We start from the raw sequence: 24,961 nt of genomic DNA on the forward strand, positions 1-24,961 counted from the left end.
ACGACGATCCCGACTCAAACCGTCGAAAGGGGCAGGAGTTTCCATGTCCGAGGTGTCCATGAGCCTTTCGGCGGATTCGCTGAACACGGGACCGGTCGACAAGCTGTTACCGCAATTGGTCGAACATCTGCGCCAGAACCGCACCGCGCTGCGCGAGGTATGGGCCCGGCGCATCACCGACGCACAGCTGCTGACCGCGATGACTCCGGAGGAGATCTTCTCCGAGGCGACGTCCGTCTACGACAACTACGTCGAGGTGCTCGAGACCGGTAGCGTCGAGGCGCTGCAGGCCTACGCACGCGACCTGTCCGAACGCATCATCCCGCGAGGCGTCGAGACCGACGAGATCCTCGGCATCGTGCTGCTGCTGCGCGACGTGCTCGCCCGCTCGCTGTTCGAGAAGTACCAGGCCGACTTCCAGCTGCTCAACGCCGTGCTCGACGCCTACGAGCCCGCCGCCAACCGCATCGCCAACACCGTTGGCGTCTCCTTCGTCCAGGAGCGCGAGCGCGTCATCCGCCAGCAGCAGGAGGCGATCCGCGAGCTGTCCACCCCGGTTCTCCAGGTGCGTGAACAGCTGCTCATCCTGCCGATCATCGGCGTGCTGGACAGCCAGCGCGCCCGCCAGCTCACCGAACAGCTGCTGCGCGCGATCCGGGCCAACCGCGCCAAGGTGGTCGTCATCGACATCACCGGTGTGCCGCAAATCGACTCCACCGTGGCCAACCACCTGGTGCAAACCGTCGACGCCTCCGGCCTGATGGGCGCGAACGTGATCATCACCGGCCTGTCCTCGGAGATCGCGCTGACCCTGGTCACCATCGGTCTCGACCTGTCCAAGATGAACGCGGTCGGCGACCTGCAAGGCGGCATCGAGGAAGCGGAACGGCTACTGGGTTACGAGGTTTCCCGAGTCGCCGAGCGGGTCACCGAACGCGACGGTCGCTAGACCAGGGCGGGCACCATGCCGGTACCGATTCTCAAACAGGGCACCTATCTCATCGCGTCGGTTCAATCCGCCTTGACCGACGCCGATACCGAGCGCCTGCAGGACGACCTGATGAAACAGGTCAGCAAATATCGGGCGCAGGGCATCATCGTCGACGTCACCGCGATCGACATCATGGATTCCTTCGCCGCGAGATCATTGCGTACCATCGCGCACATGACGCAGTTGCGCGGCGCCGAAACGGTGATCGTCGGACTGCAACCGGAAGTGGCCTTCGCCATGGTGCAACTCGGCCTGACGTTCGAGGACATGCACACGGCCCTCGATCTGGAAGAGGGACTCGCCTGGCTCAACCGGAAGACCGCCTCACCACGCCAGCGAGATGGTCGTGACAGTGGCCGCTGAGAACCTGGTGATTGCGGTCAGAGTGTCGGGCGACATCGTGATCGCACGTCAGGCTGGACGCGAACTGGCAGCGAAGCTCGGATTCTCACTGACAGACCGCACCATGATCTCGACGGCGATCTCCGAAATCGCCCGCAACATCACCAGTTACGCGGGCAACGGCGAGATCCGTTTGATGGTCGACGAACGGGAAGGCCGTCAGGCACTGGTGGTTCAGGCCGAGGACCAAGGGCCCGGCATCCACGACATCCCCCGCGCGCTCGAGGACGGTTATTCAACCGGGCGCGGACTCGGCCTCGGTCTCCCCGGCGCCCGCAGACTGATGGACCGGCTCACCGTCGAATCAGCACCTGGCCGCGGCACGTTGGTGGAGATGTGGAAGTGGGTACCCAACGGTGCATGACGACGGGTTCATCGGCCGAATCGAGTGGGCGGTGGCCGGTCGCCCGCTGCCAGGGCAACGCGTCTCGGGTGATCGCGGCGTCATCTTGGACACCGGCGGCGGCACAGTCCTTTTCGCCGTCCTGGACGGGCTCGGGCACGGCGCACCCGCGGCCGACGCCGCCGACCGGGCGGCCCAGGTGCTCTCCGAGAACCGCGCCGAACCGCTGGACGTACTGATGGTGCTGTGTCATCGAGCCATGGCCGACACCCGCGGTGCCGCGGTATCGCTCGCCCTGTTCGATCCCAGCGACACGGTGCGCTGGCTCGGCGTCGGCAATGTGGAATCCCAAGTGCTCACGGTGAGTCCGGGTGGCCTCGCCGTCCGCGCGACCATCTTGCTGACCGCCGGGATCGTCGGCTATCGACTACCGCAGAATCTGCAACCGCAGACCATTCAGGTGCGCCCCGGCGACCTGCTCCTGATGTCCACCGACGGCATCGTCAGCGAATCCGCCGACGCGATCGACCTGTCCAAGTCGACCGCGGAGATCACCGCCGACATCCTGGCCAGGCACGCCAAGGACACCGACGACGCGTTGGTGCTCGCCGCCCGCCACCGCGGCTCGGCGCAGGGCCCGGAGTCGTGAGGGCTCGATGACCGGACCGCTGGCCGACTTCCTCGACGCCTACGCGAAAGCGCTACGGCGACACCTGGACGCACCGACCCAGGCCACCCTCGCCGAGGGGTACGAGCTCGGTCGGCGGGCGCTGGTCGAAGGCATCAGCCTGCTCGATCTGACCGAGAACCACTTCCGGGTGGCCCAGCTCGCGGAGCAGGCGGCGAGCGACGGTGATGCCGGGACCCGGCTGGCCGAGACCGCGCTGGAGTTTCTGCTGCAAACCCTTGCCGCACTGGACATCGCGACCCGCGGCTATCTCGACGGGGTCGGCCGCTACGAGCAACAGCGTTCCCGCGCAGACGATCTCGCCGGGCGTGATGCCTTCCGCACCGCGCTGGTCGAGTCGCTGCAGGACGGCTTCTTCGTCGCCGACTCGCAGGGCACCATCGTCGAGGTCAACTCCGCGTTCGGCGCGCTCACCGGTTACGGCGCCGCCGACGTTCCGTACCCGCTGCCGCATCCGTGGTCGATGCCGGAGGGGCCGCGCTATCCCGATCTCGGTACGGAGGCACAGCGTTTCGTCATTCCGATCCGGCACCGCGACGGCCGCTCGGTGTGGCTGGCGGTGAGTACCAGCGCGCTGATCAAACCGGAGAACAACGAACGCATCTTCGTCGGCACCATCCGCGACGTCACCGCCGAGCACGACGCACAGGCCCGCGATCAGGCCGCCTCCCGGCTCGCCACCGCCGTCGGCGCGGCGACCAGCGTGGTCGAGGTACTCGCGGTCGGCCTGGATGAGCTGCGGCGCACCGTCGGCGCGCAGACCGCGGTGGTGTCGGTGTGGCCGAGCAGGCACGTCGAGCCGGAGGTGTACGTCTCCGGCACCGAGGGCTCGTCGGACAGACGCGAGAGCACCGAACTCGACGCGCGGGCACGGGCCATGCTCGAGCGCGCCAGGCGTAGACCCGGCCGCAGCCTGTTCGCGATTCCGGAGGGCGCCGACAGCTCCGAGGGGATCGTCGCCCCGCTCGGCGAAACCGGTGATGCGGCACTGTGGTTGCGGTTCGCCGCGCCGCGGGCGATCAGCGCCGCCGACTGGACCCTGTTCTCGCTGCTGATCGGTCACCTCAGTCTCGCGGTGCAGCGGGCACGCAACTTCGACCAGGCGCGCTCGACCTCGCTGACGCTGCAGCGAGCGATGCTCGGCCCGATCGAGCTACCGCCGCGGTTCTCGGTGCATTACGAGCCCGCGCTGCCGCCGCTGGAAATCGGCGGCGACTGGTACGACGTGGTTCCGTTGCGCGACGGCACCATCGGCGTCGTGGTCGGCGATTGCGTCGGCCGTGGTTTGTCCGCCGCCGTGGTGATGGGCCAATTGCGCACGGCCGCACGGGCATTGCTGTTGCGCGGGGCCGGTCCGGCGCAGTTGCTCGCCGAACTCGATACCGTCGCGGGCCGGATACCCGGTGCGATGTGCACGACCGTGTGCGCCGCGGTGCTCGATCCGGTGCGCGGGCTGGTCCGGTACAGCAGCGCTGGCCACATGCCGCCGATCCTGGCCGACGTCGCCGCCACCGGTCGCCTGCTGGAGGGTGGGCGTTCGGTTCCGCTGGCCACCTTCGACCCGCCGCGCCGCCCGGAAGCGACCACCGCGTTGACGCCGGGCTCGACGCTGGTGCTGTTCACCGACGGGCTGGTCGAACAGCGTGGCGTGGACATCGACGACAGCTTCGCCAAGATCTCCGCCGTGCTCGCCGACACCTCCGCCAAACTGCCGCGCGAAGTGGCCGACGCGGTGCTCTCCCGGCTGCGGCCCGCCGCAGGGTACGACGACGATGTCGCCATGGTGGTGTATCGCCAGCCGCCCGCCCCGTTGCGGCTCGAGGTGCCCGCGCACCCGGATGAGCTCGCGGCACTGCGCCGTACGCTCAAGGCCTGGCTGGCCGCCGCCGCCGTGCCGCACGATCTCGCGTCCGACCTGGTGGCCGCGGCGAACGAGGCGTGCAGCAACAGCATCGAGCACGCTTACCGCAACGGCGCGGTGCCGACCGGCCGTCCCGCGAGCACCGACCGCTCGATGGGCCGGACCACCAAGGCGCTGCGCGACCCCGCCGCCGACGCCGACCGCGTCCAGCTGACCGCCACCTGCAATATCGAGACGGTGGTGATCACCGTCACCGACGCGGGCAGCTGGAAGCCGCGCTCGGCCGACCCGGGACACCGCGGCCGCGGCATCGACATGATGCGCGCGCTCACCGAAGAACTCGACATCGACCACACCGGACCCGGTACCCGCGTGCGCATGTCGGTGACCCTGCCCGCCATCACCTTCCCGGTAGCCAACCCGTTGCGCGGCACGAATCGCCACATTTCCGGATGATGAACCGGCCCGCCATCGACAGCGGTTGCCGGGCGGACAGGTGACGGTCGAGCGTTATCCCGGTCGTTGCAGGGAAATCCGGGAAAGGTCACTTGTAGAGTGTTTTGCTGTGACCAATACTTCCGGAGACGCGTATCCCCTGGCGGACACGATGACAACCACCGTCGCTGCACAGGACGGTGCGACGGTCCTGACGGTGGCCGGCGAGGTCGACCTGGCGACGGCCCCCGCGCTGGAGAGCTCGATCGAAACGATCCTCAATGGCAAGCCATCGGCCCTGATCATCGACCTGAGCGCGGTCAGCTTCCTGGCCTCGGCGGGCATGGCCGTTCTGGTCGCGACGCATCAACGCGCCGGTGACGCCACCGCGATCGCCGTCGTCGCCGACGGCCCCGCCACCAGCAGGCAGCTGAAGATGACGAGCCTCGATCAGGTCTTCGCCGTCTATTCCACCCTGCAGGAGGCCCTCGCCGGGCTGCGCAATCGCTGACCTGAATGGGTCATGGTCTCGAATGTGACGGTGGGCGGGCCTGGTCGGCCCGCCCACTCGTATTTTCCGGTGCTGCGGCTCAGTCGCAGAGCTCGCGCAGCTGCTCGACCAGCTTGACCCGCTCGGCCGACGTGGCCGCCATCGGCACGACGTTGAGGACGGTGACGCCCGCTTCGGCGAACGCGGCGACCCGCTCCTTGACGTAGCCCGCCGGGCCGACCAGCGAAATGTCGCGAACCAGAGCGTCCGGGACCGCCTTGGCCGCCTCGTCCTTCTTGCCCGCCAGGTAGAGCTCCTGGATGCGGTCGGCCTCGGCGCCGTAGCCGTACTTGGTGGCCAGCGTGTGATAGAAGTTCTTACCCTTGGCGCCCATGCCGCCGATGTAGAGGGCGAGGTGCGGTTTCACGAATTCCAGCAGCGGCTCGACATTGTCGCCGATGGCCAGTGCCGGGCCCGCGTAGACCTCGAGGTCGCCGAGCTGCGGATCACGCTTGGCCAAGCCCGCGGCCAGCGACTCGCCCCACACCTGTTTCGCCTGCTCGGGCAGGAAGAAGATGGGCTGCCAACCTTCGGCGACCTCGGCCGCCAGCTGCACATTCTTCGGACCGAGCGCCGCGAGCAGCACCGGAATGCGTTCGCGCACCGGATGATTGATCAGCTTCAAGGTCTTGCCGAGGCCGGTGCCCTGCCCCTCGGGCAGCGGGATCTGGTAGTACTTGCCGTGGTACTCCAACTTCTCGCGGCGCCACACCTTGCGGCAGATCTCCACCAATTCCCTGGTACGCCCGATCGGCGCGTCGTACGGCACGCCGTGGAAGCCCTCGATCACCTGCGGGCCCGATGCGCCGAGGCCGAGGATGAACCGGCCGTCGGAGACGAAGTCGAGGCCCGCCGCGGTCATCGCCGTCAGGCTGGGCGTGCGGGTGTAGATCTGCAGGATGCCCGAGGCCAGTTCCAGGCGAGAGGTCTTGGCGGCCAGGTAGCCGAGCGCGCTCACCGCGTCGAACGAGTACGCCTCGGGGACGAACACGATGTCCAGACCGGCCCGTTCGAGGTCGGCCACCTCCGCCGCCGCCTCTTTGAAACCACCCGAGTAGTTGATGCCCAATCCGATCCGCATAGCTCTCAACATAACGGCGACTACGGGCAAACGCCGCACCGGACCGGGCCGTTGCTCCGCTCTCGGCCCGAGCGGAGGCGCAAGTGCGCCCAGCGGACCGGTCCCGCCCGGCCGGTCGGCGGCCAACCGGTAGCGTTGACCGCGCACTCCCCACCCTCGCCGCACTAGGAAAGGCCACGCACCCGTGTCGCAGCCGAGCACACCGTCCCAGGAAACTGCGTCCACCTTCGGCGGGGCCACGCTCGCGCAGTACCTGTCGGATCTGGCCGCCAAGATTCCCGCACCGGGCGGCGGCGCCGTGGCCGCGCTGCATGCCGCGCAGGGCGCCGCGCTGGTCGCGATGGTGGGGCGCTACACGACGCGCGCCAAGGACGCGGAGAACCGGCCGGTGATCGACCGCATCATCGAGGCCGCCGATGCCGCCCGCGCCAGGGCGCTGGCCCTGGCCGAGGCCGACGCCGCCGCGTTCACCGCGGTCGGCGCCGCCTACAAGCTGCCGAAGACCACGCCGGAGGAGACCGACGCGCGCACCGCGGCCATCAACAGCGCCCTGATCGAGGCCGCGCGCGTGCCCGCCGCCGTGGTCGACGAGGCCGACGAGGTGCTTTCGCTGGCGACCGAGCTGTTCCCGATCGGAAACCCCAACGTAGTCACCGATATCGGCGCCGCCGCCGACGCCTGCCGCGCCGCGGCCGCCAGCTCCCAGCTCAATATCGAGATCAACGTCGCCTCGCTGCCCGCTGCGGACGGTGACCGGTTCGCCGCCGTTTTGCTGCGTATCGAGGAAATCGTCGCGCGCGCCGACGGCCTGCACGCCGACGTGGTGCACGCGGTGCGCGGCTAGGTCCCATTCGGCGTGTTTCCGTGCCGCGCGGCCGGGTATGTCGGCGAAAGTAGCTGACCGAGCCGAGGAGGTAGCCGTGCAGATCGGATACAAGCTGGCCGCGGAGGCATTCGGACCGAAAGAGCTTATGCGCCAAGCGGTTCGAGCGGAATCCGCCGGTTTCGACTTCGTCGAGATGAGTGATCACTATCATCCCTGGCTCGACGTACAGGGACATTCGCCGTTCGCCTGGACCGTGCTCGGCGCGATCGCAGCGCAGACCGAGCGGATCGGCCTGGCGACCGGGGTCACCTGCCCGACGGTCCGCTATCACCCAGCGATCATCGCGCAGGCCGCGGCGACGCTGGCGCTGGTCTCCGATGGACGCTTCACCCTCGGTATCGGCTCCGGCGAGCGGCTCAACGAGCACGTGGTGGCGAAGGAATTCCCGGATGTGCGCATCCGGCAGGAAATGCTGCGTGAGGCGCTGGAGATCATTCGATTGCTGTGGCGCGGCGGATACCAGTCCTACGACGGGCGTCACCTGTCGCTGTCGGACGCACGTGTCTTCGACCTACCCGACCAACTGCCGGTGATCGCCGTCGCCGCCAGTGGTCCGCCCTCGGCCCGAATCGCCGCCGAACTCGGCGACGGACTGTTCGCCACCGAACCGAAAGCCGACATCGTCGATCGGTACCGCGCGGCCGGCGGCGCCGGGCCCCGCTACGCGGAGGTCCCCATGGCCTGGGCCCCGGACGAACAGACCGCCGCGAAGGCCGTACACGAAACCACCCGCTGGGCACTGACCGGCTGGAAGGTGATGAGCGAACTCCCCAACCCCGTCAATTTCGATGCCGCCTCCCGCACCGTCCGCATCGATGACATCTTCGAGCAGTTCGCCTGCGGCCCCGACCCGGACCGCTACATCGAGGTCGCCCAACAATTCGTCGACGCGGGCTTCGACCACCTGGTCATGCAGAACGCGGGCCCGGACCCCGACGGCTTCATCGACTTCTTCCAGCAAGACCTGGAACCCCGGATCCGCCAGCTCACGCCCCGAAAGACGGTGAACGCCTGACGGTCATCGCGGAGCGCTGATATCTCCGAATCTCCTTGGCCGCAATCGGGGGGCGGGGGTGGGTGGGGTTTGTTCAGGGGTGGGGCGGGTAGGCAGCATAGACAAGGCAATGGTGGTCGATACGACCACAGAAGGCCTGGTCAGCCGGCAGATGGCTGATCTTGCAGGCCTGGCATGACAACTGCCTACCCACACCATCTCGGAGGGGTGGAGCCATGAGGCACGTAATGAGATATCTCTTCTTCGCGATCTTGATCGTTGCGCTGGGCGTGTTCGGCGCGGGTGCCGCGACATCAACGCTGGTCGGCACGCCACAGACGAACTCCGTCGAATCGATCGGACCCGCTAACGGCGCGGTGGTGGGTGTTGCCCACCCGGTGACCATCCGATTCGCCGCTCCGGTCGCCGATCGGGCCGCCGCGGAGCAGACCATCGACATCAAGGCCGCGGAACCACTGAACGGCACTTTCGCCTGGACGAGTGATCGGGAGGCGGTGTGGACGCCGACCGGCTTCCTGCCCGCCAACGCCAACATCACCGTCGGCGTGGGTAACACCCGCACCCAATTCCATACCAACGTAGGCGTTTTCGGTGACGCCAACATGTCGACGCACACCTTTACCCTGACCGTCGGCGGCATCCCGAGGACGATGCCCGCCTCCATGGGTAAGCCGGGTTACGAAACTCCGTCGGGCAATTTCCCCGTGCTGGAGAAGGCCCGCTCCGTCGTCTTCGACTCACGGACCATCGGCATCCCGCTGAGCTCCCCCGAGGGCTATGTGATCAACGGTGAATTCGCCGAACGCCTTACCTGGGGTGGCGTTTTCATCCACTCCGCCCCGTGGTCGGTCGAGGACCAGGGCCGGGCGAACGTCAGCCACGGCTGCATCAACCTGGCCCCGGAAAACGCTGAATGGGTCTACAACACCATCAGTGTCGGCGACCCGGTCTCCGTGCACTGGTAACAGCACCCGCGTGGCACCGCCCGGCAAGTTATCGTCGGCGGTGCCACTGGCATCACTAAGATCACCCCGCAGCTCCCATTCATGACATGATCGAGCGAATGGGACAGCAAGTCTCTATCGCTGAGATTCGGTAGGAGCTGACGGATGACGACTACACCTCGCGCGGACATCGACTTCGATTCGAACGGCACCACGGTGCGGGGTTGGCTGTATCGGCCGTCCACCACCGGCCGAGCGGTGCCCATCGTGGTCATGGCGCACGGGCTCGGCGCTGTCAAGGAAATGCGGTTGGACGCTTTTGCCGAGCAATTCGCCGCAGCCGGGTTCGCCGCTCTGGTCTTCGACTACCGGCATTTCGGTGCCAGCGACGGCGAACCCCGACAGCTGTTGAGCATCGGCCGCCAGCTCGCCGACTGGTCGGCGGCGATCGACTACGCTGCCACCCTCGACGGCATCGATCCATCTCGAATCGCCTTGTTCGGAACATCTTTCAGCGGCGGCCACGTGCTACGGGTAGCGGCACAGGACAAGCGGGTCGCCGCGGTGGTGTCCCAGTGCCCGTTCACCGACGGCCCCTCGTCCGCGCCGACGGTCGGACTGCGACCGCTGCTCACCATCGGAGTACGCGCGGGCTTGGATCTCCTCGCGACGGCGTTGCGTAGGCCGCCGGTCACCGTGCCGCTCACCGCCGAGCCAGGACAGACGGCGCTGATGAACGCGCCTGACGCCAAGCCCGGCTACACCGCCCTCGCACCGGCGGACTTCACCCACCCGAACGAAGTCGCTGCCCGGATCGGGCTCACCCTCCCCCTCTACCGCCCCGGTCGCAGCCTCCAGAAGATCAAGGCCCCGGTATTCCTCGGCGTCTGCCTCGACGACAGCGTGGCCCCGGCCCGCCGCACCCTGCGCTACGCGGCGGCCGCCGGACCCAATGTCGAGGTGCACGAATATCCGGCAGGCCACTTCGACATCTACGTGTCCCCGGATTTCGACAAGGTGGTGGCCGACGAAACGGCCTTCCTCGTCCGGCATCTCGACCCGAGCCGGGCCTAGGCAGCCGCGATCAGCGCCTCGTCGCGGGAGAGCAGCGACGCGTAGCGACCGCCGAGTTCCATCAACTCGTCGTGCGATCCGCGTTCGATGATGCGGCCGTGGTCGAGCACCACGATCTGGTCGGCGTCGCGGATGGTGGACAGCCGGTGCGCGATGGTGATCGTGGTGCGGTCGACCGACAACGCGTCGATGGCCTGCTGCACCTGCTGCTCGGTGCGGGTATCGAGGGCGCTTGTCGCCTCGTCCAACACCAGGATCGGCGGATTGCGCAGGACAGCGCGGGCGACGGCGAGCCGTTGCTTCTCGCCGCCGGAGAACCGGTAGCCGCGTTCGCCGACGCGGGTGTCGTAGCCGTCGGGCAGGCTCATGATGTGCTCGTGGATCTGGGCCGCACGGGCCGCGTCGTGCAATTCCTGTTCTGTCGCATCAGGTTTCGCGAAACGCAGATTCTCGGCGACCGTCGCGTGGAACAGGTAGGTCTCCTGCGACACGACACCGACGGCAGCGGCGAGATCGGCAAAGGACAAGTCGCGCACGTCCTTTCCGTCGATCCTGATCGCACCGGAGCTCACGTCGTAGAGCCGCGCTGCCAAATACCCCAACGTAGTCTTGCCGGAACCGGTTTCGCCGACAATCGCCAGGCTCGACCCGGCGGGCACGGTGATGTCGATGTCGCTCAGCACATCTCGATTACCCGCGCCGTACGAGAAGCCGACATGGTCGAACCGCACCTCCCCCGCGACCGTGCCGAGCGCGACCGGCCGCGCGGGTTCTTCGATATCGGGCTTCAGGTCCAGGTACTCGAAGATTCTGCCGAACAACGCCATCGAGCTCTGCACCTCGACGCCGGTGGACAGCAGCTGCACCATCGGCCGCAGCAGCGTCGTCTGCAACGTGGTGAACGCGACCAGCGTGCCGATCGAAACCAGCGGCTGCCCGGTCGCGACGGTGAGGCCCGCGGCCCAGTAGATGACGGCAGGCATGGCCGACATGACGATCGTGATGGTCGATTGCCGCCACCGCCCCGCCATGCTCGAGCGGATCTCCAGATCGACCAGCCCGCGCGACTCCCGCGCGAAACCGTCGACCAGTGCGGGCGAGCGCCCCATCGTGCGGCCGAGCAGGATGCCGCTCACCGACAGCGACTCCTCCACGATCGCCGACATTCCGGCCATTTTCTCCTGCCGCTGCGCGGTGATCTTCCGGCGTTCGCTGCCGACGCGGCGGCTGATCCACACGAAGAAGGGCAGCATGATCAGCGACACGATGGTCAGCCGCCAGTCGAGCACGATCATGGCGGTTACCGCCGCTACCACCGTGGTGAAGTTCGAGACCAGCGACGTCGCGGTCGAGGTGACCGTCGACTGCATGCCGCCGATGTCGTTGGCGATGCGCGACTGCACCTCACCGGTGCGCGTTCTGGTGAAGAAGGACAACGGCATTCGCTGCAACTGCGCGTATACGGCGGACCGCAGATCGTGCATCACGTCCTGGCCGACCGTGGTGGAGATGTAGGTCTGCAGCACGCCGAACACGCTCGTCAGCGCGGCAACGGCGACCATACCCGCGGCGAGCAGAGTCAACAGGCCGGTGCGCCCGTGCGGGAGCGCGTCGTCGAGCACCGCACGCAGCAGGAACGGCGTGGCCAGTGCGACGACCGAGGACAGACCGACAAGGGCGGCCACAAGGGCCAGCCGGGCCCGATAGGGCCGGAAGAGCCGGACGATCCGGCGAAGCTGATGTGGGGGCTGCAAAGGCGCCTCCTTCCGAGGGAACTACGTCATGAAACTGAGCATGGCTCATAATTGTTCCCAAAACAATGAGTTATGCTCAGAATCATGGAGTCCGCCGAGACCGACCTGCCCGAATTGTTCCTGCGCGCGGCCAAACGGATCCGGCGCAACCAGGTCGCCCGGCTCGCCCCGCTCGGCCTCACCCCCGCCCAGGCACGGGCGCTGCGGATCGTCGGCCACCAGCAGGAACCGCTGCGGATGACCGCGCTGGCCGACCGTCTCGGCATCGTCCCGCGCTCGGCCACCACGGTCGTCGACGCCCTCGCGGGCGCGGGCCTGGTGACTCGCGCGCCCGATCCCGACAACCGGCGCGCCACCCTGGTGACGCCGACCGAAGCGGGGCGGGCCGCTCTAGCCCGCATGTCGGACGCGCGCCGCGAGGCCGCCGAGGAACTGTTCGCCACCTTATCCGCCGAGCAACGCGAAACGCTGCGAGACCTGCTGGCCACCCTCGATTCCGCCGCCTGTTAGACCGATTCGACCGTTTGGCAATCCCCATCGGCAGCGCTACCGCCCGGTATCCCTAGGGCGTACCCGACTCTCGGCAAACGGGCAGTATTCTGCCCGGAGCGACAGCGAAGTCGGCTGGACATACGCGTCTACGCGTTGCTGCATTTCAGGAACGGTGCGGATAACCTGGCGATATGACCTGATGAAGGTGGGGCGATGGATCGACCGGAGATGGGCTCACGACCTGGATACGACTACGGGCGGGGGCCGCAGATGATGAAACGTGGTGCGCCGGAACAGCAGTACGCACCCGACGAGCGGTATCAAGGGGCCTATTCCGACTGGGTCGACCGGCCGTCCGCGGCGGAACCGGACTACGAACCCGAACCGGACTATGCACCGAACTACTTCGAAGACGAGTTCAGCGGGCTGATCGATCGGTCCAAGCGGCGCCGATCGGCACGCCGATGGGCGGTGCCGCTCGGCGCGCTCGGGATCGCCGCCGTGGGCGCTGCGGCCTTCGTGCTGTTCGGCGGTGATTCGGAACCGCCCGCGGCATCGAACACGCCGACCCAGATCGGCGCCGCGGCCTCCTCCCCCGCACCGTGCCCGGCCGAACGGGTCGGGAACCGGATCAAGGGCAACGACCCCGGCGGTTTCGACTCCGGCCCCGCCGCCATCTTCGCCTTTCAGCACGCGTACTACGTCGCGCGATCCGGTGACGAGGCGCGCGCCGCGACCACCCCGGACGCGGCGGTGGAGCCCGCGGACGCCATCCAGCGCGGCATCGACAGCATTCCGGCGGGTACCACCTACTGCGTCGCGATCACTCCTGGCGCGTTCGCCGGTCAGTACATGGTCGTGGTCACCGAGAACCGGCCCGGCCGCCCACCGGTCACGTACAACCCGCAGCTGGTCACCACCACCCAGGACGGCGACCGCACGCTCATCAGCGCCATCAGTCCCGGCCAATAGGTCCGGCGCTCAGGCGAATTCGTACTTGGCGACCGCTTCCTCGTCGAGTTCGATGCCGAGCCCGGGACGCGACGGCACCAGCACCTGGTTGTTTTCGTAGCGCAGCCGGGTCTCGGAGGTGAGCAGCTGTTCGAAGTTGTAGATGCCCTTCTCCAGCGCGAAATACTCGACGACCAGCGTGTTGGCGACCGCACCGCACAGGTGGACGTGCAGATTGTGGTGCCAGTGCGGCGCCATCCGCAGGCCGAAGGCGTCGGCGGTGTGCGCGACCCGCAGCCACTCGGTGACGCCGCCGACCACACCGGCGTCGGCCTGCAGGATCGGGGCCGCGCCCGCCTCGATGAGCTGCCGGAATTCCCAACGGGTCTGGTGTATTTCGCCGGTGGCGACCGGCGTGCGGATCTGCAGCGCGAGTTCGGCGTGCCCGGCGATCGCGTCCGGTGTGAGCGGTTCTTCGAACCACCACAGGCCGCGCTCGCCCGCCGCGCGCTCGAAAGCCTCGATGGCCCTGCGTGCTTCGGGAACCGAGCGGTAGGCGTTGTTGGCGTCGAGCGCGAGCCTGCCGGTGTCGCCGATCGCCTCGATCGCGGTGGCGACGCGGCGCGCGTCCTCGGCCACGCTCAGGCCACCGACCTTGATCTTGTGATCGGTGAAGCCTTGGCCCGCATTGAATTCGATTTCCTTGCGGACGGCATCGGTCCATTCGCCGTCGTCCGGGCGGTAGTAGCCGCCGGACGCGTAGGCGGGCAGCGGGGTGGTCGCGCCGCCGAGCAGGCTGGCCAACGGCAGCTCGGCACGTTTCGCGCGCAGGTCCCACAGCGCGATATCGATCGCCGACAGGGCCCGGATCACGGCGCCGCGGCGGCCGGCGAGCAGTGCCTCCTGATAGGCCAGGCTCCAGAGTCCGTGCACGTCGTTGTGGTCGGCGCCGAGATAGACCGGTGCCAGCACGTCGTCGATCGCGCACTTGGTCAGCGTCCCACCGCTGGTTCCGGCGTAGGTGTAGCCGAGGCCGGTCGCGCCGGTGTCGTCGGTGACCTCGACCAGCACGTAATGGCGATCGGTCAAGTCGCGGTTGGACATTCGGGTCGGCTTGTCGACCGGGATGCCGACGACGCGGGCTCGGATTCGGGTGATGGTCATCGACTGCTCCTCGCGGCTCGGGCGGTGCGTACCGCCTGGATATTGGCGAATTCGGTGGCGCCGTAGCTGCTCAGCTCCCGGCCGTGCCCGCTGGCTTTGACCCCGCCGACGGGCAGGCGCGGGTCGGATTCGGAGATGCGGTTGATAAAGACGGATCCGGCGGCGACCCTGGTCGCGAGTTGCTCGACCCGGCCGAGGTCACCACCCCAGATCGAACAGCTGAGGCCGTATGCCGAGGCATTGGCGGCGGCCAGCGCGGCAGCCGCCGAACCGACCGGCAGCACCGCGCCGAGTGGTCCGAATGTTTCCTCTTGGAACGCAACGGAGTACGTGTCCGGCACCTGGACGATAGTCGGCGTGAACCAGGCGCCCGGCCCGGAATCGGCTGCGCCACCGACCAGTACTTCGGCTCCGGCGGCCATCGTCGCGGTCAGCTGCCTGCGCAACTCGTCGCGCAAGTCCGCGCGCGCCATCGGTCCGATGTCGGTGCCTGGCAGTGCCGGATCACCGACAACCAGCTTGCCGAGCTCGGCGATCATCGCCTCGGTGAAATCGGAAAAGATGTTCTGTTCGACGATGATTCGTTTCGCGGCGATACAACTCTGTCCGGTATTGAGGAACCTGGAACGCACCGCAGCGGCCGCCGCCTCACCCACGTCCGCGTCGGCCAGCACGATGAACGGATCGGACCCGCCGAGTTCGAGCACGACCTTCTTGACCGCCCGCCCGGCCCTGGCACCGACGACGGCGCCGATGCGATTGCTGCCGGTGAACGCCACCGCCGCAATGCGGGGATCATCGATGAGCGGGCCGATCCGCTCCGGCGACAGCAGCACACTGGTCAGCACCCCGGTGCCGCATACTTCGTCGAACAGCCGCTGCACCGCCAACGCGCAACCGGTGACATTGTCGGCATGCTTGAGCAGCACGGTGTTGCCGATCGCGACCGCGGGCAACATCGACCGAAACACCTGCCAGAACGGATAATTCCACGGCATGATCGCCAGAATCACGCCCAGCGGCCGGATTCGGATCTGTCCACCGTCGGGGAACACATCGACCGCTTGCGGCACAACGAGATCGGCGCCACGGTCGGCGTAGTAGTCGCAGGTGAACGCGCACTTCTCGATCTCGGCGACGGCCTGGTCGATCGGTTTACCCATCTCGGTGGTGATCAGCGAAGCCAGCGCCTGAGCGTCGGCACGCAGTCGCGCGGCCAGCAACCGCAACCGGTCGGCGCGGTCGGTGACGGGTTCGTCAGCGGCTCGGCGGGCCGCGACGACAGCGCGGTTCAGCAGCGCGGATAACTGGTGATCGGGAGTGAAAGGGTATGTCTCGATGGGGTTTCCGTCAGCGGGATTGATCGTCGTGATCATCGACTCGCCACCTCGGTGGCGCGCGACGCCAGCCAATCCTGGAAGCGCCGTCCGATGATCACCGGGTTCTCCAGCAGCTTCGGCACGCCGGTGGCATTCCCCACGGCGATGCGCACATGCAGGAACACCGGCCCATCCAGCGACAGCACTTCCGTCAGCCGGGCGGCGAGTTCCTCGGGATCGGCGGCGCGGCGCACGGTCCAACCCGCCGCCGTCGCCAGCTCGCCCAGATCAATTCGAGAACCGTAGGTCGGCAAATTGGCCGTCGCGCCGTAGACACCGTTGTCCAGCAACACCAGCACCAGCTTCGACGGCCGGAGAAACCCTCCTGTCGCCAGCACATTCGGGTTCATCAGCAACGAACCGTCACCCTCGATCGCCACCACCTTCGGCACGTCCGTGTCGGCGATACCGAGCGCGACCCCGGTGGCAACGGAACCGGCCAAGCCCATGGCGTCGAGCAGATACAGATGATTCGGACCATCCGCTACCGCTGCCAGTTCTCTGCTCGACGCGGCACAGGTCACCACCACGGGCAAGTCGCCGGTCTGGGCGGCGATAATGCGCAGTGCGTCAATGCGTTTCACGATCACGCCGCCTTACCGTCGGTCGCCCAGAAATGCGCGAGCACCACCACGGGCCGAAAGGTCATGCGCGCGTGCACTCCCGCCTCGGTGACCACTGCCGCCCAGTCGGCGGGCCCACTGCGCCGGTCGATTTCGAAGAACGGGATCCCGAACTTCTCCAGTACGCCAGGCACGTGCTGACTGAATGTGTGGATCATCGAGTTGTACTCACCGAGCCCGCCGCGGGTATTCGCCACGATCAGCATCGGCAGCTGATAGGCCACGTTGAAGGTCGTCAGCGCGGTCAGCGCATTACCGAAACCGTTGTCCTGCATGACGATCGCGCCGAGCTTTCCGGTCAGCGGTAGCGCGCCGAGCAATCCGGCCGCTTCTTCCTCCCTGGAAAGCGGAAACACCCGCTCGGAGATGCCCGCGTCGCCGCCGCTGGTGTCGACCAGCGCGGCGATGACGGGTGCCACGCTGACCGATGGCACGTACCCGACCAGATCGACCTCCGCCGCCCAGATTCCTCTGGCGACCGACGTCGCATACGAGTTGGAATTCACCGAATGTCCCTTCGCCGGACCAGCTGTCTAGTGACAGCCCACTTGGTGTCTGAAACATACTACCCATGGCTAGTAGCATGCAACACTCAAATATGGTCGAGAGGGATGGGATTCAGCGGGACTGTCAGTACACGACTTGGTCGCCCTCGGGAACGGACACCGAGACCCACCGGCGCCATTCCGCGACCAGGCCGCGATTGTCGTCGCTGCTGTGCGCGACCAGCAGATCACCCGACCGCACCAGGTGCTTGCGCATGGCCCGCTCGGCCGCGACGCCGTCACGTTTACGCAGCGCGTCGATGATGTCCCAGTGGTCCTTCAGCGCGGTGTCCACCGTCTGATATCTCGGCACACTGTGCCTGCCGTCGAGAGACAAGGTCTGCCGTAGTTCGTTGACCACCTTGGCCAGCCGGCGATTGCCGCTGGCCTGCAGGATCAGTTCGTGCAGGCGCTCATCGGCGGCGAAGTATTCGGCGCCGCCGTCGGCGGTGCGCTCCATGATCCGGTACTCGGCCAGCATCGCCTCGTCGTCGCGGCTGGTCATCACGGCCGCGGCGCTGCGACAGGCGGGCGGTTCCAGCAGCACCCGCAGGCTGCAAAGGTCGACGATGCCGCGACCGTCCTGCCCGAGTACCCGCGCGCCGCGGTTGCGTTCGATCTTGACCAAGCCCAAGTCGGCGAGCTTCAGCAGCGCCTCGCGCACCGGCGTCCGCGAGGCACCGAACCGTTCGCCCAGCTCACGGGACGAGTACAGGATGCCGCGCTCGAGCCGCCCCTGCCGGATCGCGTCCCTGATCTCGGCGGCGATCTGCTCGGACTTGCTGTCTACCGCATCCTGCGACAAGGCACCTCTTCATGGACCGAAAAGCGACGGGAAATCGCCCGTGGCACACCGTCCCCGGGCGATTCCCCAGCATAGTCGCTCAGGCGGTCGATACCGACGAGGCGCGGCGCTGCCTGGACCGCGCGGCAATAGCGCCGATCACAATCAGTGCGCCCACGTTCGCCAGGATCATCACGGCAATGGCGAAACCGGTGCGCCCGCCGGAGAAATCCTTGATCCAGCCGAACGCGTACGGGCTGACGAACCCGGCCGCGTTGCCGAGCGAATTGATCAGCGCGATACCGCTTGCCGCACCCACACCGGCCAGATAGGCCGTCGGCACCGACCAGAACAGCGGCTTGGCCGTCTGCGCCGCCATGGTGGCCACGGTGATCGCGGCGAACGCCAGCAACGGCGAGCCGAGGGCGAGCGCCGTGACGAGGAACGCGACCACGGAGATCGCCAAGGCGACCAGCACCGGTCGCGGCGAACCTTCGGTGCGTACCAGGCGCCCGGTGACGTACATACCGATCGCGGCCAACAGGAACGGCACCGCCGACAACCAGCCGATCTGCGTGCTGCTCAACCCGTTTCCGACCTCCTTGACCACCGTCGGCATCCAGTAGGCCAGCGGGTACGCCCCGCACAGCAGCAGGAAGTAGGCCAGACACAGCGCGATCACCCGCTTGTTCCGCAGTGCCGCCCGATGACCGGCCGGGGCCGAGCGCGCGCGTTCGGCGTGTTCGGCCTCGAGCGTCGCCATCAGCCACGCCCGCTCGCTCTCGCTGAGCCACTTTGCCTGCGCGGGTGTTTCGGTGAGCGCGAAGAAGAAGACGACGCCGAGGATTACCGCGGGAAGTCCGCCGACGATGAACACCCATCGCCAGCCGTCAACGCCCAGTGCGCCGTCGAAGGTGTCGAGGATCCACCCGTTGAGCGGACTGCCGAGCACGCTGGCCACCGGGATCGCCATCATCACCGTCGAAATGACCTTGGTGCGTTGGGCATTGGGGTACCAGCGGGTGAGATACACCAGGATGCCGGGAAAGAAGCCCGCCTCCGCGACGCCGAGCAGGAAGCGCAGCACGTACACCATCTCGACGTTCGCGGCGAACGCGGTCAGCGTGGCGATGATGCCCCAGGTCACCAGGATTCGGCTGAGCCAGATCCGGGCGCCGACCTTCGTCATGATGATGTTGCTGGGTACCTCGGCGAGCACGTAGCCGACGAAGAAGATGCCCGCGGCGAACCCGTACTGGGTCGCGCTCATCCCGAACGTCTCCTCCATGCCGAACTTGGCGAAGCTGATATTGATCCGATCGATGTAGCTCACGATGTAGCCGACCATCAGCAACGGGACGATCCGGCGGGTGATCTTCCGGATTGTGTTCGCCTGCAGCACGTTCCCCTCGGCACGGGGAATCGAACGATCCATCTCTTTCCTCCACAGCACAGAGCCAGCTGTGATGGCATGTCACCCGTGTAAGTAACATGTCCCACTTAATGAGTGGCATGCTACTCATGCTGTGACGCGGCGCACAAGGGCTTCGCGGAGGTGGCAAGGAGAGGAAAAGTGCGGCCGACCCGGATAACTTCCGGACCGGCCGTAGTCGGGTGCGAGGTTCTCCCCCGCAGAGGGTCAGCGTCGAGCGTTCTCCGCGGCCACGACGACGTGCCGCATGAGCAGGGCGGTGGTGACGGGGCCGACGCCACCGGGGACGGGGCTCAGGGCGGCGGCCTTGCCGCGCACGGAGTCGGCCTCGACATCGCCGACGATGCCGCCGTCGGCGGACTCGTTGGTGCCGACGTCGACGACGACCGCACCCTCGCGCACGTGCTTGCCGGTGACCAGGCCGATGCGGCCCGCCGCGGCAACGACGATGTCGGCGGCCGAGGTGACCGCGGGCAGATCGGTGGTCCGCGAGTGGCAGACGGTGACCGTGGCGTTTTCGGCGAGCAGCAGCTGGGCGAGCGGCTTGCCGACGACGTTGGAGCGGCCGACGACGGCGACATGCCGACCAGAAAGCGGAATGTCGTGGTGCTTCAGCAACTCGACGACCGCCTCGGAGGTGGCAGGCACAAACCCGTCGAGGCCGGAGGCAAGCAGCCCGAGCGACAGCGGGCTCACCCCGTCGACGTCCTTGGTGGCGGCGATCGCGGAGCTGACATCGTCGAGGGTGATGCCCGCGGGCAGCGGTGTCTGCAGCATGATCGCGTCGGTCGCGCTGTCCGCGCTGCGCGCTTCGAGTTCGGCGCGGATCGTATCCGCGGTCGCGTCGGCACCGAGATCGACCGTGTCGCAAGCGATTCCGAGTCGTTCGGCGGCCTTGCGCAGCGAGTTCACGTACCAGGCGCTGGCCGGGTCGTCGTTCGCCACGATCAGGGCCAGGCGCGGCGCGGCGCCAGCCTCGGTACGCGCGGCGGCGCGCTGCTTGGTGTCGGCGTTGATGGCGGCGGCGAGTTCCTTGCCGGTCAGCGAAGCGGTATCCACGCTGTCACACATTAATGGCTCCGCGGCCGTGATCCGTTCGCAGACCGCACCTGGGCCCGACCAGGCTCCGCCCGGTTTGTCCCGATGCGGCAAATAGGCCGCAGAATCCCCCCGGCTAATACGTGATTTCGAGATCACTCGGCCGTATGGTGATGACTGCTTGCCCACGGCTAACTGCCAGCACGTGCCCAACCCGTTTCATGCCGAGTATCAGCATCGCGGAAAGGTGTCGACTGTAGTGAAGATCTCGAGGCACTGGAAACATCTAACCGCGACCGTGTTCGCGGCGCTCACCCTGACCGGCCTAGCCGGTGTCCCGGCCCACGCGGCCGGGGAAACCGACGCCCTCTACAACTCCGCCCAGCGCAACTTCACCGACGGCAATGATGTCGCCGGTCGCGCCGACCTGCGCAACCTGATCGGCGCCGACCCCAACGACGCCGAGGCGCTTTCACTCCAGGCCATCTGGTCGCACTACGCGGGCGACCTGCCCGCCCTCGCCGACGCGATGGCGCGGCTGAACGCCGTGGACCCCGGCATGGCGGCGGGCACCACGCACGTGCTCAACGCGATCGGCGCCGCGGTCGGCACCCTGCCGAATCCGCTGCCCGCCCTGGTCGGGCCGCAGACCGGCATCGTCGTCCTCGGCTACGGCTTGCTGCCGGACGGCGCACTGCGGCCCGAACTGGTGAACCGGCTGACGGCCGCGTGGCTGCAATCGATCGCCTCGCCTATGTCGCCGATCGTGGTGACCGGCGGCAATCCGCAGAACGGCATCACCGAGGCGGACGCGATGGCGGGCTGGCTGATCGGTCACGGGGTGCCCGCATCCCGGATCAGCGTGGAGAGCCGGGCCGGATCGACCGTGCAGAACGCGCTGTTCAGCACCAAGCTGCTGCGTGATGTCGGGGCGACGAGCGCGGTGGTCGTCACCTCGCCCAACCACATCCGGCGCGCCGTCGCCGACTTCATCGTGGCGGGCACCACGGTGGTCGGCGCGACGACCTCGCTGGAACAGCTGGTCTCCCAGTTGCCGCCGCCGGCCAAGCAATCCCAGCGGGGCATCTATCTGGACGCCACCCGGACGTTCCAGTTGGCCACTTCGCGCTGAGTTCGGTGCCCGGAATCCGCCCGACGACCGTGCGGATTCCGGGTGAGTGGCGACCGCCGAGACCGACGTCACCCGAAAATCCGCTGGCAGTGCCGGGTGCGGGCACGGCAGTATGGCTGGCGATGATGGCAGCAGGTAGTACCGAGGTGGTCGCGACCCTACGCGCGGCGGGTTGCGTCTTCGCCGAGGACGAGGCCCGACTGCTCACCGCCGCTGCCACGGAGACCGGAGCGGATCTCGACACCCTGGTCGCTCAGCGTGTCTCCGGTACGCCACTGGAGTACCTGCTCGGCTGGGCCGAGTTCAACGGCCTGCGGGTCGCGGTCGCGCCGGGCGTATTCGTGCCACGTCAACGCACGGCATTCCTCGTCGCGGAGGCGGCGGGCTTGGCTCGCGCCCGCGACCGCCATTCGGTGGTGGTCGACTTGTGCTGCGGCACAGGCGCATTGGGCCTGGCGCTGGCCACGATCCTGGCCGCCGAGCACACCCCGGTGACCCTGGCCGCCGCCGACATCGACCCCGTCGCCGTCGACTGCGCCCGCCGCAACCTCACCCCGCTCGGCGCGCCGGTCTACCAGGGCGACCTGTTCGACCCGCTGCCCGCCGAGCTGCGCGGCTGTATCGACATTTTGCTCGCCAACACCCCGTACGTCCCGTCCGAGATGATCGCGCGGATGCCGCCGGAGGCCCGCGATCACGAACCGCGCACCGCGCTCGACGGCGGACCCGACGGCCTGGACATCTTCCGCCGCGTCGTCGAGGGCGCCGAATCCTGGCTGGCGCCGGGCGGTCACCTGCTGGTCGAATCCAGCGAGGCGCAGGCGCCGGTGGCGGTCGCGGTGCTGGCAGAGCACGGGCTCATCGGCCGGATCGCCGAATCCGACGAGCACCACGCCACGGTCGTCATCGGCACCCGGCCCACCCGGTCGCTCAACTACTTCTTACGGCCGGTGAATTCTTCCATCGAGCGGTAGACGCCGACGCTGTTGAGGAACAGGTCGCGAAGCTTGATGGGCAGGATTCCGGACAGCGCTTTGTTGAGGCGGGAGGTCCAAGGCAGGATCACCAGCGGCGTGCCGTTCTTCATTTCCCGCCAGGACGTATCGACCACCTCATCCTGATCCAGGATCGGAGTGAACAGGAAACCCTTTGCGCCGTCGAACATTCCGGTGTTGATGTACGTCGGGCAGACCGTGGTGACCGTGACGTGGTCGTGGCCCGCCTGCTCCAACTCGATGCGCACCGAATCGGACCAGCCGAGCGCCGCCCACTTCGACGCCGCGTAGACGCTCATCCGCGGGTTCGAGACCAGACCCGCGGAGGAGGCGATGGTCAGCACCCTCGCCTGGGTCGAACCGGCCACCATGGCAGGCAGGAATTCGAGGGTGACGTACATGGGGGCGTGCGCGTTGATCGCCATCGTCTTCTCGATGTCGGCGCGGTTCTCGGTCTCCCAGAAGTAGCTGTTGCCGCGCACGATGCCCGCGTTGTTGACCAGGATGTCGATGGTGCCGACCTCGGCACGGACCGATTCCGCCGCCTCGGCGATGGCCTCCGGCACGGATACGTCGACCACGAAGTGGTGAATGTTGCCGCCGCGACCGGTGAGCTCGGCGGCGGTGTCCTTCAGCGCGGCTTCATTGATATCCCACAGCACGACGGCGGCCGCACCTTCACGCACCGCGCGCTCGGCGAACAACTTGCCGAGGCCCATCGCGGCACCCGTCACCAGAACCTTCTTACCCGCAACCGTGTCGAGTTTCATCCGTCCCTATCCCTGTCGATTCGCTGAAAGTTACTTCTGCCGCAGTGTTTTCATCAGGCCGAAGTAGAAGGTCATGGTCTTGGCCCACAGTTCCTCGGACATGCCGGGCAGCGGCGCGATCGGCAGCACCCGCTGCACCGCGATGGTCTGGGTGTCGATGTACTTCAACAGTCCCTCGGGTCCGTGCCTGCGCCCGGTGCCGGAAATGCCGAGCCCGCCGGACGGCGCGTCGGCACTCCCCCATGCCGCGATGAAGCCCTCGTTGACGTTCACCGAACCGGCGTTGATCCGCGCCGCGACCTCGCGACCACGGGCGATGTCCTTGGTCCAGACGCTGGCATTGAGGCCGTACGCGGTGTCGTTGGCCTGCTCGACCGCCTCGTCGTCGCTGCCGACCCGGTAGATCGAGACCACCGGACCGAAGGTCTCCTCGCGATACACCGTCATACCGGGGCGCACGCCACTCAGCACCGTCGGCTCGTAGAAGTACGGGCCGAGATCGGGTCGAGCCCGGCCACCGGCGAGCACCGTCGCGCCCTTGGCCACCGCGTCGTCGACATGTGCACGGACGGTGGCCAATTGGCGCGGGAAGGTGAGCGAACCCATGTCGCTGTCGTAGTTCAGCCCGCCGCCGAGCGCGATTCCCTCGACGTGCCCGATGAATTCGGTGACGAACTGGTCATACACCTTGTCGTGCACATAGATTCGCTCCATCGATTCGCACAGCTGCCCGGCCGAGGCGAAGCAGGCGCGGATCGCGATCTTCGCGGCCCGGGACACATCGGCATCGGCGAGCACCACGAGCGGGTTCTTGCCGCCGAGTTCGAGCGAGTAGCCGATGAGCCGCTCCCCCGCCTGCTGGGCGATGGTGCGGCCGGTCGCGCTGGAACCGGTGTAGTCGACATAGTCCGCGCGTCCGATCACTTCATGACCGATCACCGAGCCCCGCCCGAGTACCGCCTGCCACAGCCCGCGTGGCAGCCCAGCGCGTTCGGCGGCGTCGATCGCCCACAGCGCGGTGAGCGCGGTCTGGTTGTCCGGTCTGGCCACCACAGCGTTGCCCGCGACCAGGGCGGGCAGTGCGTCGGAGGCGGCCAGCGCGAGCGGGTAGTTCCACGGCGAGATCACCGCGACGACACCCTTCGGCCGGTGCCGCACGTCGACTTGGGTGAGCACCGGCAGCACGCCGCGCGGCTTCCGGGTGGCGAGCAGCCTCGCGGCGACCTGCGCGTAGTACCTGGCATTGACCGCGACGTCACCGACCTCGTCGAAAGCGTGTGCGCGGGACTTGCCCGTCTCGGTCTGCACGATGTCGAGGATGGTGTCCTGCTCGGCGAGCACGATGTCGTGGAAGCGGCGCAGCACGGCGGCGCGCTCGCGCATCGGCCGGCGCGCCCACTCCTGCTGCACCGCGCGTGCCGTCGCGAAGGCCCGCTCGATATCGGCGGTCGCGGACTGTGGCAGGTCGGCGATCTTGCGCCCGGTGGCCGGCGCGAACACCTCCACGGAAGGCGCGCCACCAGCCACCGCCCGGTCCAGGAGCGGCTGGACCAGCGACGACGGCAACGCGTCTGCGGTGGTGAGCTGGGAGGCGGTCGTCATTGTCGGCCCTCTCGATCGGACGGTCGGACG

The 24,961-nt window shown here is 67.6% G+C and carries 25 protein-coding genes; 14 read left to right on the forward strand and 11 right to left on the reverse strand.

The features are described from left to right. Positions 1-43: 43 nt before the first annotated feature. The 6 genes from KV110_RS26430 (at position 44) to KV110_RS26455 (ending at position 5,231) form a co-directional block, all read left to right on the forward strand. Complete coding sequence (locus KV110_RS26430; RefSeq protein WP_218469957.1) at positions 44-949, forward strand: STAS domain-containing protein; 906 nt, start codon at positions 44-46, stop codon at positions 947-949. A gap of 15 nt (positions 950-964) precedes the next feature. Next, positions 965-1,354, forward strand: a complete 390-nt coding sequence (locus KV110_RS26435) for an STAS domain-containing protein (protein ID WP_218469958.1) — start codon at positions 965-967, stop codon at positions 1,352-1,354. Further along, on the forward strand, positions 1,332-1,757 hold the full coding sequence (locus tag KV110_RS26440) for an ATP-binding protein (RefSeq protein ID WP_218469959.1): 426 nt from the start codon (positions 1,332-1,334) through the stop codon (positions 1,755-1,757). Before KV110_RS26435 ends, KV110_RS26440 begins: the two co-directional genes overlap by 23 nt. Then, positions 1,750-2,385 (forward strand): SpoIIE family protein phosphatase, encoded by a 636-nt coding sequence (locus KV110_RS26445; protein WP_218469960.1) that lies wholly within the window; start codon positions 1,750-1,752, stop codon positions 2,383-2,385. The genes KV110_RS26440 and KV110_RS26445 overlap by 8 nt, the downstream gene beginning before the upstream one ends. A 7-nt stretch (positions 2,386-2,392) precedes the next feature. Continuing rightward, a complete protein-coding gene (locus KV110_RS26450) occupies positions 2,393-4,741 on the forward strand; it encodes a SpoIIE family protein phosphatase (RefSeq protein WP_218469961.1) in 2,349 nt (782 codons plus the stop codon). A 151-nt stretch (positions 4,742-4,892) separates the two neighbouring features. Beyond that, the gene (locus KV110_RS26455; RefSeq protein ID WP_218478913.1) at positions 4,893-5,231 is read left to right on the forward strand and encodes an STAS domain-containing protein; all 339 of its coding nucleotides are present in this window, start codon (positions 4,893-4,895) and stop codon (positions 5,229-5,231) included. A 79-nt stretch (positions 5,232-5,310) separates the two neighbouring features. On the opposite strand, the gene KV110_RS26460 is transcribed toward KV110_RS26455, so the two are convergent. After that, positions 5,311-6,351: an LLM class F420-dependent oxidoreductase gene (locus KV110_RS26460; protein WP_218469962.1), complete on the reverse strand. Its 1,041-nt coding sequence runs from the start codon at positions 6,349-6,351 to the stop codon at positions 5,311-5,313. Between the two features lie 184 nt (positions 6,352-6,535). On the opposite strand from KV110_RS26460, the gene KV110_RS26465 reads away from it, so the two are divergent. The 4 genes from KV110_RS26465 (at position 6,536) to KV110_RS26480 (ending at position 10,270) form a co-directional block, all read left to right on the forward strand. After that, a complete protein-coding gene (locus KV110_RS26465) occupies positions 6,536-7,195 on the forward strand; it encodes a cyclodeaminase/cyclohydrolase family protein (protein WP_218469963.1) in 660 nt (219 codons plus the stop codon). Between the two features lie 76 nt (positions 7,196-7,271). Next, the gene (locus KV110_RS26470; RefSeq protein WP_218469964.1) at positions 7,272-8,252 is read left to right on the forward strand and encodes a TIGR03557 family F420-dependent LLM class oxidoreductase; all 981 of its coding nucleotides are present in this window, start codon (positions 7,272-7,274) and stop codon (positions 8,250-8,252) included. 215 nt (positions 8,253-8,467) lie between these two features. Further along, the gene (locus KV110_RS26475) at positions 8,468-9,217 is read left to right on the forward strand and encodes a L,D-transpeptidase (protein WP_218469965.1); all 750 of its coding nucleotides are present in this window, start codon (positions 8,468-8,470) and stop codon (positions 9,215-9,217) included. A 144-nt stretch (positions 9,218-9,361) separates the two neighbouring features. Next, entirely contained in the window at positions 9,362-10,270 is a 909-nt protein-coding gene (locus KV110_RS26480) for an alpha/beta hydrolase (RefSeq protein ID WP_218469966.1), read from the forward strand. On the opposite strand, the gene KV110_RS26485 is transcribed toward KV110_RS26480, so the two are convergent. Beyond that, a complete protein-coding gene (locus KV110_RS26485) occupies positions 10,267-12,024 on the reverse strand; it encodes an ABC transporter ATP-binding protein (RefSeq protein ID WP_218469967.1) in 1,758 nt (585 codons plus the stop codon). The genes KV110_RS26480 and KV110_RS26485 overlap by 4 nt on opposite strands. Before the next feature lie 84 nt (positions 12,025-12,108). Between KV110_RS26485 and KV110_RS26490 the strand changes: the two genes are divergently transcribed. Both KV110_RS26490 and KV110_RS26495 read left to right on the forward strand, forming a co-directional pair. Then, positions 12,109-12,534 (forward strand): MarR family winged helix-turn-helix transcriptional regulator, encoded by a 426-nt coding sequence (locus KV110_RS26490; protein ID WP_246633992.1) that lies wholly within the window; start codon positions 12,109-12,111, stop codon positions 12,532-12,534. A 195-nt stretch (positions 12,535-12,729) separates the two neighbouring features. After that, positions 12,730-13,488: a DUF8176 domain-containing protein gene (locus KV110_RS26495; protein WP_218469969.1), complete on the forward strand. Its 759-nt coding sequence runs from the start codon at positions 12,730-12,732 to the stop codon at positions 13,486-13,488. A 9-nt stretch (positions 13,489-13,497) separates the two neighbouring features. Here KV110_RS26495 and KV110_RS26500 read toward each other — a convergent pair whose 3' ends face one another. The 7 genes from KV110_RS26500 to KV110_RS26530 form a co-directional block, all read right to left on the reverse strand. Beyond that, complete coding sequence (locus KV110_RS26500; protein WP_218469970.1) at positions 13,498-14,631, reverse strand: mandelate racemase/muconate lactonizing enzyme family protein; 1,134 nt, start codon at positions 14,629-14,631, stop codon at positions 13,498-13,500. Then, the gene (locus KV110_RS26505) at positions 14,628-16,007 is read right to left on the reverse strand and encodes an aldehyde dehydrogenase family protein (protein ID WP_218469971.1); all 1,380 of its coding nucleotides are present in this window, start codon (positions 16,005-16,007) and stop codon (positions 14,628-14,630) included. Before KV110_RS26505 ends, KV110_RS26500 begins: the two co-directional genes overlap by 4 nt. Then, a complete protein-coding gene (locus KV110_RS26510) occupies positions 16,004-16,594 on the reverse strand; it encodes a thiamine pyrophosphate-dependent enzyme (protein ID WP_218469972.1) in 591 nt (196 codons plus the stop codon). The genes KV110_RS26505 and KV110_RS26510 overlap by 4 nt, the downstream gene beginning before the upstream one ends. A gap of 2 nt (positions 16,595-16,596) precedes the next feature. Next, positions 16,597-17,139: a thiamine pyrophosphate-binding protein gene (locus tag KV110_RS26515; RefSeq protein ID WP_218469973.1), complete on the reverse strand. Its 543-nt coding sequence runs from the start codon at positions 17,137-17,139 to the stop codon at positions 16,597-16,599. Positions 17,140-17,263: 124 nt separating this feature from the next. Next, the gene (locus KV110_RS26520; RefSeq protein WP_218469974.1) at positions 17,264-17,983 is read right to left on the reverse strand and encodes a GntR family transcriptional regulator; all 720 of its coding nucleotides are present in this window, start codon (positions 17,981-17,983) and stop codon (positions 17,264-17,266) included. A gap of 79 nt (positions 17,984-18,062) precedes the next feature. Further along, positions 18,063-19,397: an MFS transporter gene (locus KV110_RS26525; RefSeq protein ID WP_218469975.1), complete on the reverse strand. Its 1,335-nt coding sequence runs from the start codon at positions 19,395-19,397 to the stop codon at positions 18,063-18,065. A gap of 204 nt (positions 19,398-19,601) precedes the next feature. Then, positions 19,602-20,453: a bifunctional 5,10-methylenetetrahydrofolate dehydrogenase/5,10-methenyltetrahydrofolate cyclohydrolase gene (locus tag KV110_RS26530; RefSeq protein ID WP_218469976.1), complete on the reverse strand. Its 852-nt coding sequence runs from the start codon at positions 20,451-20,453 to the stop codon at positions 19,602-19,604. 238 nt (positions 20,454-20,691) lie between these two features. Between KV110_RS26530 and KV110_RS26535 the strand changes: the two genes are divergently transcribed. Beyond that, positions 20,692-21,564 carry a YdcF family protein gene (locus tag KV110_RS26535; protein WP_246633993.1) on the forward strand — a complete coding sequence of 291 codons (873 nt, stop codon included), beginning with the start codon at positions 20,692-20,694 and terminating at the stop codon, positions 21,562-21,564. A 122-nt stretch (positions 21,565-21,686) separates the two neighbouring features. Beyond that, the gene (locus KV110_RS26540; protein ID WP_218469977.1) at positions 21,687-22,538 is read left to right on the forward strand and encodes a putative protein N(5)-glutamine methyltransferase; all 852 of its coding nucleotides are present in this window, start codon (positions 21,687-21,689) and stop codon (positions 22,536-22,538) included. Here KV110_RS26540 and KV110_RS26545 read toward each other — a convergent pair. Continuing rightward, positions 22,499-23,329 (reverse strand): SDR family NAD(P)-dependent oxidoreductase, encoded by an 831-nt coding sequence (locus tag KV110_RS26545; protein ID WP_218469978.1) that lies wholly within the window; start codon positions 23,327-23,329, stop codon positions 22,499-22,501. The genes KV110_RS26540 and KV110_RS26545 overlap by 40 nt on opposite strands. A 30-nt stretch (positions 23,330-23,359) precedes the next feature. Further along, positions 23,360-24,931, reverse strand: coding sequence for a succinic semialdehyde dehydrogenase (locus tag KV110_RS26550; protein ID WP_218469979.1), 1,572 nt, complete (start codon positions 24,929-24,931; stop codon positions 23,360-23,362). Positions 24,932-24,961: the final 30 nt, after the last annotated feature.

The sequence above is a fragment of the Nocardia iowensis genome, assembly GCF_019222765.1.
Lineage (GTDB): Bacteria > Actinomycetota > Actinomycetes > Mycobacteriales > Mycobacteriaceae > Nocardia > Nocardia iowensis.